Raw genomic sequence first — 15,124 nt, 5'->3', positions numbered from 1 at the left:
GTGCTTTGAGCAACCTGCGGCTAGCTTCCTAGTTTGCTCTTTGATTTTCATTGAGTATTAATCTATTCTCTGTAGCACTTATAGATTATCATTCCTTATTATAAAATATACATCTTTTTTAAACGACTCTCAGTTCCATCTCCTCAACTGTCAATTTTTAATCCTGAAATGAATTTTTGAGAGAAACCAAAAAGCTAGAACCGTTTTTAGTTCTAGCTTTCTTTTTAATATTTTCTAAAGCGTTGATAACGCTCTTCCAAAAGTTTCTCCAACGGTAATTGTTTTAATTGTTCAATTTCTGTTTGAAGTTCATTTTTCACACGAGCTAGCAGCTCTTTGGCAGAGAGGCCTCTCTCTGAAATAACCTTATCTACGACTTCCATCTCCAAAAGTTCATGTGAAGTGATTTTCATCAACTCAGCTGCTTCCATGGCACGCGTGCCATCTTTCCACAAAATAGAAGCAAAGCCTTCAGGACTGAGAACTGCATAGATAGAGTTTTCTAGCATCCAAACACGGTCAGCCACTGCTAGAGCTAGAGCTCCACCAGAGCCACCTTCTCCGATAATAATGGCGATAATGGGTACTTTGAGGTCGCTCATCTCCATGAGGTTACGAGCAATGGCTTCACCTTGACCACGTTCTTCTGCTCCGACACCAGGATAGGCACCAGCCGTGTTGATAAAGGTTACAACAGGACGACCAAACTTTTCTGCTTGTTTCATCAAACGAAGGGCTTTTCGATAACCTTCAGGATGAGGTTGACCAAAGTTACGGTTAAGATTATCTTGTAAACTTTTACCTTTTTGGATTCCAACAACAGTCACTGCTTGATCTCCCAACCAGCCGATACCACCAATAATAGCACCATCATCACGGAAGGAGCGATCCCCATGCAACTCGATAAATTCATCAAAAATTCCTGTTGCGAAATCCAAGGCTGTTAGGCGAGTTTGTTCACGAGCTTCTCTAACGATTTTCGCAATATTCATCAACTCTCCCTCCTGTGTAGTCTTACTAATCGAGCAATCGTATCTGGCAATTCTCGCCGTTTAATAATTGCATCCACAAAACCATGTTCCAGTAAAAACTCTGCTTTCTGGAAGTCTTCTGGTAGGTCTTCTCTTACTGTATTTTCAATCACACGGCGTCCAGCAAAACCTACCAAACTTTGAGGTTCCGCCAAGATGATATCCCCTTCCATTGCAAAGGAAGCTGTTACTCCTCCAGTCGTCGGGTCAGTAAGGATTGTCAGATAAAAGAGACCTGCATTGGAATGACGTTTGACTGCGGCAGAGATTTTGGCCATCTGCATCAAGCTCATGATTCCTTCCTGCATTCGTGCTCCACCAGAAGCTGTAAACAATACGACAGGTAATTTTTCAGCGGTCGCATATTCGAACAAGCGAGTGATTTTCTCACCAACAACTGTCCCCATCGATGCCATGATAAAGTTGGAATCCATGATGCCAAGGGCAACCTTCTCTCCCTTAATCAAAGCTGTTCCTGTTACAACAGCCTCATCAAGACCTGTCTTTTCACGCATCAAAGTCAATTTTTTACGATAGCCTGGAAAATTCAAAGGATCCTGAGTCTCAATCCCTTTAAACATTTCCAAAAACGTCCCCATATCAATGGTTAAAGCTAAACGCTCTTGAGCTGAAATACGGAAGGTATAGCCACAGTGAGGGCATATCCGCTCACTCCCCAAGTCCTTTTGGTAAATTGTATATTTGCAACCTGGACATTGGGAGAAGAGCTCATCTGGAACCTCTGGCTTGATCTGAGGTTGATTTACAGTCGAACGATTGGGATTGATTCGAATATATTTATCTTTTTTACTAAATAGAGCCATACATCCCCCTTTTCAGTCTTATACTATTTTTATACTCAATGAAAATCAAAGAGCAAACTAGGAAGCTAGCCGCAGGTTGCTCAAAGCACAGCTTTGAGGTTGTAGATAAGACTGACGAAGTCAGTCACATATATAATCCAAAGCGAAGCTGACGCGGTTTGAAGAGATTTTCGAAGAGTATTACATTATTCTTTTTCTTGATAGTGTGGTAAGAAAGTTTCCATCAAGAATGAGGTGTCATAGTCTCCTGCTATCACTCGACGATCTGAAATCAGATCCAGTTGGAAATCAGCATTAGTGACCACCCCTTCAATTTCGAGTTCATAAAGAGCTCGTTGCATTTTCATGAGTGCATCAAAACGATTTTCACCATGAACAATAATTTTAGCAATCATACTGTCATAGTATGGCGGAATGGTATAACCTGGATAAACTGCTGAATCCACACGCAAGCCCACACCACCACTTGGTAGATAAAGATTGGTAATCTTACCTGGACTTGGTGCAAAATTAAAGGCTGGATTTTCTGCGTTGATACGGCACTCAATGGCATGTCCTTTGAGAACAATATCTTCTTGTTTCAAAGTCAATGGTTGACCCGCTGCGATACGGATTTGTTCCTTAACGATATCTACACCTGAAACAAATTCGGTTACCGGGTGTTCTACTTGGACACGCGTATTCATTTCCATAAAGTAGAATTTACCAGTCGCTTCATCTAGCAGGAATTCAATGGTACCAGCATTCTCGTAACCAACAGACTCCGCTGCACGAACTGCCGCAGCACCAATTTCATTACGAAGGGTTTTTCCAATAGCAATCGAAGGACTTTCTTCTAAAACCTTTTGGTTATTCCGTTGAAGCGAACAGTCACGCTCACCTAGGTGAATAACATGTCCCATTTGGTCAGCAAGAATCTGTACTTCAATATGGCGAGCAGGATAAATCACACGCTCAAGGTACATCGCTCCATTACCAAAGTTGGCTTTGGCTTCACTAGAGGCTGTTTCAAAGGCTGACACGAGATCTTCTGCTCTTTCAACCTTACGAATTCCTTTACCACCACCTCCAGCTGAAGCTTTCAGCATAACTGGATAACCAATTTTTTCAGCAATAGCGAGGGCCTCTTCTGCAGTATGGACTTCGCCATCTGATCCTGGAATGACAGGTACATTGGCCTTAATCATTTGAGCACGGGCATTAATTTTATCTCCCATGACATCCATGACACCAGCTGATGGTCCGATAAATTTGATACCGACTTCTTCACACATGGTTGCAAATTTGGAATTTTCACTTAAGAAACCAAATCCAGGGTGAATGGCTTCAGCTTCAGTCAAGACCGCAGCTGAAAGGATGGCATTGATGTTCAGATAAGATTCTGTAGCCTTCCCAGGGCCGATACAGATAGCCTCATCAGCCAAAAGCGTGTGGAGAGCTTCCTTGTCAGCAGTCGAATAGACAGCGACTGTTACAATTCCTAATTCTCGTGCCGCACGAATAATACGAACAGCAATTTCACCACGATTGGCAATTAAAATCTTACGAAACATGGAAAACCTCCCTAGTTTCCAATAGCAAAGGTTAAAGTACCGCTTGCTGCAAGCTTACCATCTACTTCTGCCTTCGCTTCTACTACGGCGATTGTGCCACGACGTTTGACAAAAGTTGCTGTCATGACAAGCTGATCACCAGGAACAACTTGTTTTTTAAATTTAACTTTGTCCATACCAGCGTAGAAGACCAGCTTCCCTTTGTTTTCAGGTTTTGATAATTCCAAAACACCTGCTGTTTGTGCCAAAGCTTCCATGATCAAGACACCTGGCATCACAGGGTAAGCTGGAAAGTGTCCATTGAAGAAAGGTTCGTTAATCGTCACATTTTTAATAGCAACGATTGAATCTTCACTAACTTCCAAAACACGATCCACTAAGAGCATAGGATAGCGGTGAGGCAAAGCTTCTTTAATTCCTTGAATATCAATCATTTGATACGTACCAAGCCTTTCCCGAACTCAACCATTTCTTCATTTTCAACTAAAATTTCTGTTACAACACCATCTTTAGGTGCTGGAATTTCGTTCATGACCTTCATGGCCTCGATGATGACCAAGGTTTGACCTTTTTTAACAGTTTCACCGACTGAAACAAAATTAGGTTTGTCTGGTCCAGCAGCCAAGTATGCAACTCCGACAAGTGGACTCTCTACTAGATCTCCTTCAGCTACAGATTCAGTAGCGCTTGTTTCTGAAACTACTTCTACAGCTGGTGTTGAAGTTGGAGCTTGTGGTGCAACTGTAGGTGCAGTTGCTGGAACCACAGGCTGAGGTGCTGGACTTGCTTCTGCAACAAGTTTTGCTTCATTCTTGCTGAAGAGCAACTCATCCGTTCCATTTTTATAAGAAAATTCTCTCAAGCTCGACTGGTCAAACTGCGCCATCAAGTGTTTGATTTCATTTAAATTCATCTTTACTTATTCTCCCAACGTTTGAAAGCAAGAACTGCATTATGCCCACCAAATCCAAAAGTATTTGAGATAGCATAAGGAATTTCACGTTCCAAGCCTTGTCCATAAATAACATTTGCTTCAATGTAGTCTGATAATTCTGTTGTTCCAGCTGTCATTGGAACATAGTTGTTACGGATTGCTTCAATTGTTGCAATTGCTTCAACTGCACCCGCTGCACCGAGCAAGTGTCCTGTAAATGACTTAGTTGAAGATACAGGTACTTCCTTACCAAGAACAGTTACAATCGCTCCACTTTCTCCCTTTTCATTAGCAGGAGTTGATGTACCGTGAGCATTGACATAAGCTACTTGGTCTGGTGTAATCTCAGCTTCCTCCAAGGCAAGTTTGATAGCTTTAATAGCACCTTGTCCTTCTGGATGTGGTGAAGTCATATGATAGGCATCACAAGTGTTACCGTAACCAACAACTTCAGCTAGGATAGTTGCACCACGTTTTTCAGCATGCTCTAAACTTTCAAGAACCAACATACCTGATCCTTCACCCATGACAAATCCATTACGATCCTTATCAAATGGAATAGAAGCACGAGTTGGGTCCTCTGTTGTTGAAAGAGCTGTTAAGGCTTGGAAACCTGCAATCGCAAATGGAGTAATAGATGATTCTGAACCACCAACCAGCATGATATCTTGGAAACCAAATTTGATAGAACGGAAGGCATCTCCGATAGCATCATTTGATGAAGCACAAGCTGTATTGATAGATTTACAGATACCATTTGCCCCAAAGCGCATAGCAACATTTCCTGCAGCCATATTTGGCAAGGCTTTTGGAAGTGTCAATGGTTTTACACGTTTTGGCCCCTTATCATGAAGTCGAAGCACTTGATCTTCGATTTCTTTAATCCCACCGATACCTGATGCAACGATGACACCAAAGCGGTCTCTATCAAGAGTCTCTACATCAAGATTAGCATTGTTCACTGCTTCTTGAGCTGCATACAAGGCATACAAAGAATAGTCATCAAAACGATTGGTATCTTTTTTTACAAAGTATTTATCAAACGGAAAATCCTGGATTTCTGCCGCATTATGAACGTCAAAAGCACTGTGATCAAATTTGGTGATTTCACCAATTCCAATCTTTCCATTTTTAAGACTGTTCCAAAATTCTTCTGGTGTGTTCCCAATTGGAGATGTTAATCCATAACCTGTTACTACTACTCGATTTAGTTTCATTTTCATACCTCTATTTTAACTCTTATTGCATGGTTAGTCCACCATCAATTGCAATGACCTGTCCCGTTAGATAATCCTGACTTGCAAGAAAGGCTGTGACCTCTGCGACCTGCTCTGCTTGGCCAAATTGTTTCATCGGAATTTGTGCTAACATGGCATCTTTGACCTTATCAGATAGAACGGCAGTCATATCTGATTCGATCATTCCTGGAGCAATGGCATTGACACGCACATTGCGATTAGCAACCTCACGTGCTACTGATTTAGTAAATCCAATCAAACCAGCTTTGGATGCGGCGTAGTTGGCTTGACCGATATTTCCCATCAGACCGACAACACTAGACATATTGATGATAGCACCTTCGCGTGCTCTTATCATCGGTTTTAAGACTGATTGTGTCATATTGAAAGCCCCTGTCAAATTGACTTTCAAGACCTTCTCAAAATCTTCTTCTGTCATCTTGAGCATGAGAGTATCTTGAGTAATCCCAGCATTATTAACGAGGACATCAACTGAACCCAGCTCTTCAATGGCTTGGTCTACCATACGTTTTGCGTCCGCAAAATCAGAAACGTCACCAGAAATAGCAAGGACCTTCACCCCGTATGGTTTAAATTCGGCAAGAAGCTCCTCGGAGATTTCACCACGACTATTCAAGACAATATTGGCTCCCAAGCTGGCAAATTTATGAGCAATGGCAAGACCAATTCCTCGACTTGAGCCTGTAATAAAGACATTTTTCTGTTCTAGTTTCATTTTTCTCCTTTCAGAACTTCTACCAGTTTGGTCTAATTTTCTAAGAGTGCTAGTAAACTTGCTTGATCTTCCACATTAGCAAGTTGAGCTGTTTTATCAATTTTTTTGACGAATCCTGACAAGACTTTACCAGGTCCAATCTCGATAAAACGAGTGACACCCGCTTCTTGCATGACTGCAATACTTTCATAAAAACGGACAGGCTCCTTGACTTGACGAGTCAAAAGTTCTGCAATACGTTCTTTTTCCATGACCTTCGCTTCTGTATTACCAACAAGTGGACAAGAAAAGTCAGAAAATTCAACTTCTGTCAGGGCTTGAGCTAATTTTTGACTAGCAGATTCCAATAAAGCTGTATGGAAAGGCCCAGAAACATTGAGCGGAATCAAACGTTTTGCTCCTGCTTCTTGCAAAAGTTCAACTGCACGATCTACTGCAGCTACCTCCCCACCAATAACAATCTGGCTTGGAGTATTGTAGTTAGCTGGAGTTACAACACCGAGTTGAGAAGCTTCTTGACAAGCTTTTTCAATCACTTCAACTGGTGTATTTAGCACAGCTACCATTTTCCCTGATCCTGCTGGTGCTGCTTCTTCCATATAAGACCCACGTTTAGCAACTAGAGCTACTGCATCTTCAAAATCCAAGGCACCACTAGCTACAAGGGCAGAATATTCTCCAAGAGACAAACCTGCCACCATATCAGGCTGGTAACCTTTCTCCTTTAATAGTCTGTATATAGCAACTGATGTAGCTAAAATAGCTGGCTGCGTGTAACGAGTCTGATGTAGCTTTGTTTCATCATTATCAATCAAGTCACGGAGGTCATAGCCTAATACTTGGCTAGCTTGGTCAATTGTTTCCTTGACGATAGCATATTGGTCGTATAGTTCACGTCCCATTCCAAGGTACTGGGCTCCTTGACCTGCAAATAGAAAGGCTGTTTTAGTCATTTCTTGTAACTCCTGCCCAACGAGCAGCTTCTGCTTGAATCTTTTCAGCTGCACCGTAGTAAATATCTTTTAAGATTTCTTCAACAGTTTCTTCTTTAGATACCAAACCTGCAATCTGGCCGGCCATCACTGAACCGCCATCCACATCCCCATGGACAACTGCTTTAGCTAAGGCTCCTGCGCCCATCTGCTCAAAAATTTCTAAATCTGGATTTTCTTGTTTAAAGGCATCTTTTTCAGCTTGCTCGAAATCACGAGTCAATTTGTTTTTAATGGCACGAACTGCGTGTCCAAAATGTTGTGCCGAAATCGTTGTATCAATATCACGAGCTTTTAAAATTTTAGCTTTATAGTTTGGATGGGCATTTGATTCTTTAGCAACTACAAAACGAGTTCCTACTTGCACAGCCTCTGCACCAAGCATAAAGCCAGCAGCAGCTCCTTCACCGTCTGCAATACCTCCAGCAGCGATAACAGGAATAGAAACAGCAGCTGCAACTTGACGAACCAAGGTCATAGTTGTTAGTTTACCGATGTGTCCACCTGCTTCCATACCTTCTGCAATAACAGCGTCTGCACCGATTTTTTCCATGCGTTTCGCCAAAGCAACACTAGGAACTACAGGAATAACGGTGATTCCCGCTTCATGGAATCGCTCCATGTATTTACTTGGGTTTCCTGCGCCAGTTGTGACTACTTTAACCCCTTCTTCAATGACGAGGTCAACAATATCTTCAACAAATGGGGACAAGAGCATAATGTTGACACCAAAAGGCTTGTCTGTTAAAGATTTAATCTTATCGATATTGGCCTTAACCACTTCTTTAGGTGCGTTTCCTCCACCGATGATACCTAGACCACCTGCTTTTGAAACAGCTCCAGCAAGGTCACCATCTGCAACCCAGGCCATTCCACCTTGGAAGATAGGATATTTAATATTTAATAGTTCAGTGATACGTGTTTTCATAGTGCCTCCATATGTCTTGCTTACGTAATAGTTCGACTACATTATAATTTGACAGTCAAACTATTACCTAAACAAGAGGGAGCGGGTCCCCCCTACTCCTTCTTCATTTATTTTAATTATTTTGTTTGCTCTTCAACGTAAGCAACCAAGTCACCAACTGTTTTCAAGTTGTCTTCAGCTTCGATTTGGATATCAAAAGCATCTTCAATTTCTGAGATCACTTGGAACAAGTCCAATGAATCTGCATCCAAATCATCAAAAGTAGATTCAAGTGTTACTTCTGATGCATCTTTTCCAAGTTCTTCAACGATAATTTCTTGTACTTTTTCAAATACTGCCATGATAGACTCCTTTAAAATAAATAGTTTTTATAACAATGTGTTCACCACATGATTACCTAAATTGTAACAATAAGCGTGCCCCATGTCAAACCTCCACCGAAGCCTGACAAGAGAATATTTTGGCTACCATCCAAACGAATGAGCCCTTCCTCTACACACTCTGAAAGTAGGATCGGAATACTTGCCGCACTGGTATTTCCATACTTGGTCATATTGGCAGGAATCTTGTCTCGATCTACACCGATCTTTCTAGCCATCTTATCTAGAATGCGGATATTAGCTTGATGAAGCAAGAGATAGTCTAGTTCTTCTGCCGACAGAGGACTCTCTTCTATGGTATTTTTTATAGACTTAGCAACATCTCGAATCGCAAAATCAAAAACTGCTCGGCCATCCATTCTCAAGAAAGCATCGGGCTTTTCTTGATTTGAAAATGGTGAAGTTAAACCAGTCTGTCCAAAGGTCAAACACTCACTACGCGAACCATCGCTATTGAGACTCTCCGCTAGGAAATGTGGCTCTTCGCTTGCTTCTAACAAGATGCCCCCAGCTCCATCTCCAAATAGGACAGCAGTTGAGCGATCCGACCAGTCTAAAGCTTTTGACATGGTTTCACTACCGATAACTAGACCCTTACGATAAGCTCCTGAAGAGATAAACTTCTCTGCAGTTGATAGAGCAAAGATAAATCCACTACAGGCAGCTGTTAAGTCATAGGCAAAAGCCTTATGAGCGCCGATTTTAGCCTGAACACGAGCGGCTGTTGAAGGCATCATCGAGTCAGGTGTCATCGTAGCTAGAATGATAAAATCCAACTCTTCAGCAGAAATTCCTGACTTCTCTAGGAGTTGTTTTGCAACTGCCGTTGCCAAATCTCCTGTTGATTCTGTCTTAGAAATGCGACGTTCCTTAATCCCAGTTCGACTTGAAATCCATTCATCACTCGTATCCATAACCTGAGCCAAATCCTCATTTGTGACAATCTGCTCGGGTACATAATGAGCAACCTGGCTTATTTTTGCAAAAGCCATTATTTCAAATCCTCCAAAAAGTGATAAAGATTGGTCAAACCTTTACTCATGACGTCCATTTCCTCTGGGCTCATGCCTTCGATAATTCTTTCGACCATGGCCTTATGGAAACGTTTATGGAGACGATGTACGAGTCGACCTTTCTTGGTCAAATGCAGATGTACTACACGACGATCCTGATCTGAACGTAAGCGTTCGATGTAACCTTTCCGTTCCAAGTTGTTCAAACTAGTTGTCACTGTTCCTAGAGTTACCATCAACTCTTTGGACACTTGACTTGGTGTCACATCTGGAAACTTACCAATCACATCAATTGTGTGCATTTCCTTGATAGAGATGTCCTTGAAACGACTACCTCGCAAACTTACTTCCTCAATCACCAGGACGTTATTAAAAATAGATGTTAAATAGTCATTAATCCGTTGGTAGTCCAATTCTCTTCCCTCCCTTATCAAAAAAGTTTAACTATCAAAACATTTGACAAAAGAAGTATATCAAACTTCAAAGAATTGTGCAAGTATTTTTTTACTTTCCGATAAATTTTGGACGTCGTCTTTCAGAATGTGCACGAACACCTTCTTTAAAATCTTCCGTATAAGATAGAGATTTTTGCAATTCCAGTTCTAGCTGTGCGTACTCGTGCCACTGCTTAAACTCGCTCTCCCAGACTAACTTCTTAATAGCAGCATAGGAGTTAGAGGAGCCTCTTCTCAACTTCTTCAACAGTTGTTCTCTTGTCTTTTCCAGTTGATCACTAGCACACAGACGATAGACAGCTCCAGCTTCCAGTGCTTTTTCTGCTGTGAAAGCTTCTCCAGTCATAGCTAATTGCGTTGCCCGGGTCGCACCTAGTGATCGTGTAAGCAAGAATAAGCCACCCGCATCAGGAGCCAAGCCCACACCTACAAAGGCCTGGATGAATTTAGCTTTGTCAGAAGCAATACAGAAATCAACTGCCAAAGCCATATTAGCTGCTGCCCCAGCAACTGCTCCATCCACCTCCATAATGACTGGTTTAGGAATTTGTTTAATCTTATAAGAAATCGTATTTACCAACTCCGCGATTTGGGTGAGTGAAGCAATATCATCCTCATCTACAGCACGTTTCATTTCTACTAGATCGCCCCCAACAGAGAAGACTTTGCCGGCAGCATTAATGAGAACAAACGAAACCGAAGCATCTTTTTCAGCCAATTCCAATGCTTCTAGAATTTCTTGACACATAGGAATATGAAAACCATTGGCCACCTCAGGACGATTTAAAGTTAGTATCGCTAAATCGTCTTGAACTTGATAGAGAATATGATCCATAGGCACTCCTTTCAATTTACAACGAAGATTAAATTATTTTATTTTCAAATTATATCTTTTTCTGGATTTTAAAACAAGAGAAAAATCGACCAAAAGTGTATCGGCCGATTTTAAAAACTTAGTTTGGTCTCTAAAAATAAAGGAAAACCAGTACTTGCATCATATTTGAAATCATAAATGACTTCAAGCATCCGCCCTCCTTCTCTCTGATAGAGCTGTTCTTTGTTGAATCCTTTATGGTAGAATTCTCCTGAAACCATGTAAAAAATACGATTGGGATCTTCTAGGTAGGCAAAAAGATTCCCTGTAAAAGGAGCTTCCTTATCCCCGTCCTTGTTGACCAGACTTGCAGCTAAGAGTTTCGTGATTCCTCTAAATTGTCCACTTTCATCTGTTCGACAGTAAAACTTGACTCTAGCTTCATAGTTAGGATTGACGATAACCTTTTCAGAGAGAATTCGATAAGTCCTTGACTTACTATCTGAAAAATCGATAGATAAGATATTTTTAGCCCTCTCAACTGATATCTGACCTTCCTGAGCATACTCAATCGCTAATTCTTCTCCGGTCAAACGACCACTGGGAGGAGAATGATAAGTTGCTCCGATACTTGTAGGAAGCATCACGAAGGTAAAGAATAGTATTAAACAAAACACTCTTTTAATCATCTTGCTCAACTCCTTTATATGTGAAGAGTTTTCCCCCTACTCCTTTATTATAAGCTTTCCTGATTAGACGTTCAAACAATTATATAGGACATTTTCCAGATTGAAAAAAGCCCCTCTTTCTGCTATAATCGTATAAAATACTTACTTTAGGAGTTCTTATGAAGGTTGTTAAATTTGGTGGAAGCTCGCTTGCCTCTGCTAGCCAATTAGAAAAAGTTTTAAATATTGTCAAAAGTGACCCAGAACGTCGTTTTGTGGTTGTATCTGCCCCTGGTAAACGTAATTCTGAAGACACTAAGGTTACAGATGCCTTGATTAAATACTACCGCGACTATGTGGCTGGAAATGATATTAGCAAAAGCCAAAACTGGATTATTGATCGCTATGCTGCTATGGTTAGCGAATTAGGTCTTAAACCAGCCGTTTTAGACAAAATTTCAAAAAGCATTCGCTCTCTAGCTACTCTTCCAATTGAAGATAATAAGTTCCTCTATGATACCTTCCTAGCAGCTGGAGAAAATAACAATGCCAAGTTGATTGCAGCCTACTTTAACCAAAATGGCTTGGAGGCGCGTTATGTTCATCCTAGAGAAGCTGGTATCGTCGTTACGAGCGAACCTGGAAATGCGCGAATCATCCCATCTAGTTATGATAAAATCGAGGAATTGACAAATTCAACTGAAGTTCTTGTTATCCCTGGTTTCTTCGGTGTTACGAAAGAAGATCAAATTTGTACCTTCTCACGCGGGGGATCAGATATTACTGGTTCTATCATTGCTGCTGGTGTCAAGGCTGACCTCTATGAAAACTTTACTGATGTAGATGGAATATTTGCAGCCCACCCTGGTATTATCCATAAGCCACACTCTATCCCTGAATTGACCTACCGTGAAATGCGTGAATTGGCCTATGCTGGATTCTCTGTACTACACGATGAAGCACTTCTACCTGCCTACCGTGGGAAAATTCCTCTTGTCATTAAAAATACCAACAATCCAGACCACCCAGGTACTCGCATTGTGCTACAACATAGCAGCGATAAATTCCCAGTTGTTGGGATTGCTGGGGATTCTGGCTTTGTCAGCATTAATATGTCTAAGTATTTGATGAACCGCGAAATCGGTTTTGGTCGTAAAGTTCTTCAGATTCTTGAGGACCTTAATATTGGTTGGGAACACATGCCAACTGGTATCGATGACCTGTCTATCATTTTACGTTCACGAGAATTGACTCCGATTAAGGAAGAAGAAATCCTTCGTCAATTAGTCCATAAAGCAGAAGTAGACCACGCTGAAATCGAACATGGTCTCTCTATCATTATGATTGTTGGGGAAAAAATGAAGCGTCATATCGGGGTAACTGCTACAGCCACTCGTGCCTTATCTGAGAACAACATCAACATCCAAATGATGTCACAAGGTTCTAGTGAAGTTTCTATCATGTTTGTTGTCCATAAAGACCAAGAAAAAGCCGCTCTTAAAGCTCTCTACCAAGCATTTTTCGGTGAAAATAAGGAAGACTAAATATGGCACAATCCCTCAACAAGGTCGTCGACTTGCAAACAACTGGAACTTCCTATCTCTCCATTACAGGAAAGGTTGGAAAATTTCTGATCGGAGATCAAGCCCTAGAATTTTACGCAGATCGTAATGTCGAGGACTATATTCAAATCCCTTGGTCCAGCGTTAATCAAATCGGAGCCAATGTTTCAGGTCGCAAGGTTAGTCGGCATTTTGAAGTCTTTACAGATCAAGGAAAATTTCTCTTCGCCTCAAAAGACTCTGGAAAAATCCTTAAGATTGCTCGTGAAAAATTGGGAAATGACAAGGTAGTCAAACTTCCTACCTTAGTCCAAATCATTGGCAAAAAAATAAAAAATCTATTTGCAAAAAAATAAAAAGTTTAGTATAATCATAGCAACGGATAAGTAGGTTACTTCCTTCTTTCAGAAAGTCTGCGGATGTTGCGAGCAGATAGAAGATTTAATTGAAATTCTACCGTTGTTTTAAATCAAATACAGAATCAAGTGCACACCTGTGAAGTTGGATGGAACCGTGGCCCTGCCACTCCAACGCTTTGTCAGGTGTGCTTTTTTCATAAAGGAGTTTATATGTTAGATATCAAACGTATTCGTACAGACTTTGATGCTGTCGCTGAAAAACTAGCTACACGTGGTGTAGATGCTGCTGTCTTGAATGAGATGAAAGAAATCGACGCAAAACGTCGTGACATCTTAGTCAAGGTTGAAACCCTTAAGGCTGAGCGTAACACAGTTTCTGCTGAAATTGCACAAGCTAAGCGCAACAAGGAAAATGCAGACGACAAGATTGCAGCTATGCAAACCCTCTCTGCCGAGGTAAAAGCTCTTGATGCTGAGTTGGCGGAGATTGATGCCAAATTGACAGAATTTACCACTACTCTTCCAAACATCCCAGCTGACAGTGTTCCTATTGGAGCAGACGAAGACGATAACGTAGAAGTTCGCCGTTGGGGAACTCCTCGTGAGTTTGACTTTGAACCAAAAGCCCACTGGGATCTTGGTGAAGACCTCGGTATCCTTGACTGGGAACGCGGTGGAAAGGTAACTGGAGCGCGCTTCCTATTCTACAAAGGACTTGGAGCTCGTTTGGAACGTGCTATCTACAACTTTATGTTGGATGAGCATGGAAAGGAAGGTTATACTGAAGTCATCACACCTTACATGGTTAACCATGATTCTATGTTTGGTACAGGACAATATCCAAAATTCAAGGAAGATACGTTTGAATTGAAAGATACGAACTACGTCCTCATTCCTACCGCTGAAGTTCCTCTGACTAACTACTATCGTGATGAAATCCTTGACGGAAAAGACTTGCCAATCTACTTTACTGCTATGAGTCCATCTTTCCGTTCTGAAGCTGGTTCTGCTGGTCGCGATACTCGTGGTTTGATTCGTTTGCACCAATTCCACAAGGTTGAAATGGTTAAATTTGCCAAACCTGAAGAATCATACGAAGAATTGGAGAAAATGACAGCCAACGCTGAAAACATTCTTCAAAAACTAAACTTACCATACCGTGTAGTTGCTCTTTCTACAGGTGATATGGGCTTCTCAGCTGCTAAGACTTACGACTTGGAAGTTTGGATCCCAGCACAAAATACTTATCGTGAAATCTCAAGTTGTTCAAATACAGAAGATTTCCAAGCACGTCGTGCCCAAATTCGCTACCGTGATGAAGCAGATGGTAAGGTTAAACTTCTCCACACCTTGAATGGTTCTGGACTTGCTGTTGGACGTACCGTCGCTGCTATCCTTGAAAACTATCAAAATGAAGATGGTTCTGTAACTATTCCTGAAGTTCTTCGTCCATACATGGGTGGAGATGAAGTCATCAAACCATAATATTTTCAGATAAAAAAAGAGGAGGCTGAGCTTCCACTTTTTTAGTAATGTCTAAAAAACAGGTAGAAAATTCTCATTTCCACCTGTTTTTATGGCTCTTTGTCAACTGTAGTGGGTTGATGAAAAGTTATAACCTGGAGAGGACCAACTTG

General features: G+C 41.3%; 17 protein-coding genes. 3 read left to right on the top strand and 14 right to left on the bottom strand.

What is annotated here, in order from left to right; genetic code table 11:
* Positions 1-224: 224 nt before the first annotated feature.
* From ADM33_RS02790 to ADM33_RS02725, 14 genes are all read right to left on the bottom strand, one after another.
* Positions 225-992: an acetyl-CoA carboxylase carboxyl transferase subunit alpha gene (locus ADM33_RS02790; RefSeq protein WP_049503081.1), complete on the bottom strand. Its 768-nt coding sequence runs from the start codon at positions 990-992 to the stop codon at positions 225-227.
* Positions 992-1,855: an acetyl-CoA carboxylase, carboxyltransferase subunit beta gene (gene accD, locus ADM33_RS02785; protein WP_049503080.1), complete on the bottom strand. Its 864-nt coding sequence runs from the start codon at positions 1,853-1,855 to the stop codon at positions 992-994. Before accD ends, ADM33_RS02790 begins: the two co-directional genes overlap by 1 nt.
* A 185-nt stretch (positions 1,856-2,040) precedes the next feature.
* The gene (gene accC / locus ADM33_RS02780) at positions 2,041-3,408 is read right to left on the bottom strand and encodes an acetyl-CoA carboxylase biotin carboxylase subunit (protein ID WP_049503079.1); all 1,368 of its coding nucleotides are present in this window, start codon (positions 3,406-3,408) and stop codon (positions 2,041-2,043) included.
* Positions 3,409-3,419: 11 nt separating this feature from the next.
* Positions 3,420-3,842 (bottom strand): 3-hydroxyacyl-ACP dehydratase FabZ, encoded by a 423-nt coding sequence (gene fabZ, locus ADM33_RS02775; protein ID WP_049503078.1) that lies wholly within the window; start codon positions 3,840-3,842, stop codon positions 3,420-3,422.
* A complete protein-coding gene (gene accB / locus ADM33_RS02770) occupies positions 3,839-4,321 on the bottom strand; it encodes an acetyl-CoA carboxylase biotin carboxyl carrier protein (RefSeq protein ID WP_049503077.1) in 483 nt (160 codons plus the stop codon). The genes fabZ and accB overlap by 4 nt, the downstream gene beginning before the upstream one ends.
* A 2-nt stretch (positions 4,322-4,323) precedes the next feature.
* A complete protein-coding gene (gene fabF, locus ADM33_RS02765; RefSeq protein ID WP_049503076.1) occupies positions 4,324-5,559 on the bottom strand; it encodes a beta-ketoacyl-ACP synthase II in 1,236 nt (411 codons plus the stop codon).
* A 22-nt stretch (positions 5,560-5,581) separates the two neighbouring features.
* Entirely contained in the window at positions 5,582-6,316 is a 735-nt protein-coding gene (gene fabG, locus ADM33_RS02760) for a 3-oxoacyl-[acyl-carrier-protein] reductase (protein WP_049503075.1), read from the bottom strand.
* 32 nt (positions 6,317-6,348) lie between these two features.
* A complete protein-coding gene (gene fabD, locus ADM33_RS02755) occupies positions 6,349-7,269 on the bottom strand; it encodes an ACP S-malonyltransferase (RefSeq protein ID WP_049503074.1) in 921 nt (306 codons plus the stop codon).
* Positions 7,262-8,236, bottom strand: coding sequence for an enoyl-[acyl-carrier-protein] reductase FabK (gene fabK / locus ADM33_RS02750; RefSeq protein WP_049503073.1), 975 nt, complete (start codon positions 8,234-8,236; stop codon positions 7,262-7,264). Before fabK ends, fabD begins: the two co-directional genes overlap by 8 nt.
* 116 nt (positions 8,237-8,352) lie before the next feature.
* Positions 8,353-8,577: an acyl carrier protein gene (locus ADM33_RS02745; RefSeq protein WP_000257840.1), complete on the bottom strand. Its 225-nt coding sequence runs from the start codon at positions 8,575-8,577 to the stop codon at positions 8,353-8,355.
* A 56-nt stretch (positions 8,578-8,633) separates the two neighbouring features.
* Positions 8,634-9,608 (bottom strand): beta-ketoacyl-ACP synthase III, encoded by a 975-nt coding sequence (locus ADM33_RS02740; protein ID WP_049503072.1) that lies wholly within the window; start codon positions 9,606-9,608, stop codon positions 8,634-8,636.
* Entirely contained in the window at positions 9,608-10,042 is a 435-nt protein-coding gene (locus tag ADM33_RS02735; RefSeq protein WP_049503071.1) for a MarR family winged helix-turn-helix transcriptional regulator, read from the bottom strand. The genes ADM33_RS02740 and ADM33_RS02735 overlap by 1 nt, the downstream gene beginning before the upstream one ends.
* A 91-nt stretch (positions 10,043-10,133) precedes the next feature.
* On the bottom strand, positions 10,134-10,919 hold the full coding sequence (locus tag ADM33_RS02730) for an enoyl-CoA hydratase (RefSeq protein WP_049503070.1): 786 nt from the start codon (positions 10,917-10,919) through the stop codon (positions 10,134-10,136).
* A gap of 110 nt (positions 10,920-11,029) precedes the next feature.
* A complete protein-coding gene (locus ADM33_RS02725) occupies positions 11,030-11,587 on the bottom strand; it encodes a hypothetical protein (protein ID WP_049503069.1) in 558 nt (185 codons plus the stop codon).
* Positions 11,588-11,745: 158 nt separating this feature from the next.
* Between ADM33_RS02725 and ADM33_RS02720 the strand changes: the two genes are divergently transcribed.
* From ADM33_RS02720 to serS, 3 genes are all read left to right on the top strand, one after another.
* Positions 11,746-13,110 carry an aspartate kinase gene (locus ADM33_RS02720; protein ID WP_049503068.1) on the top strand — a complete coding sequence of 455 codons (1,365 nt, stop codon included), beginning with the start codon at positions 11,746-11,748 and terminating at the stop codon, positions 13,108-13,110.
* Between the two features lie 2 nt (positions 13,111-13,112).
* Positions 13,113-13,484: a DUF956 family protein gene (locus ADM33_RS02715; protein ID WP_049503067.1), complete on the top strand. Its 372-nt coding sequence runs from the start codon at positions 13,113-13,115 to the stop codon at positions 13,482-13,484.
* A gap of 213 nt (positions 13,485-13,697) precedes the next feature.
* On the top strand, positions 13,698-14,972 hold the full coding sequence (serS, locus tag ADM33_RS02710; protein ID WP_049503066.1) for a serine--tRNA ligase: 1,275 nt from the start codon (positions 13,698-13,700) through the stop codon (positions 14,970-14,972).
* The last annotated feature ends 152 nt before the right edge of the window (positions 14,973-15,124 follow it).

Origin of the sequence: Streptococcus oralis (assembly GCF_001075875.1) — a bacterium.
GTDB classification, from domain to species: Bacteria; Bacillota; Bacilli; order Lactobacillales; family Streptococcaceae; genus Streptococcus; species Streptococcus oralis_I.
The sequence above is the reverse complement of the archived record's forward strand: the minus strand, read 5'-3'. Positions and strand labels throughout refer to the sequence as shown.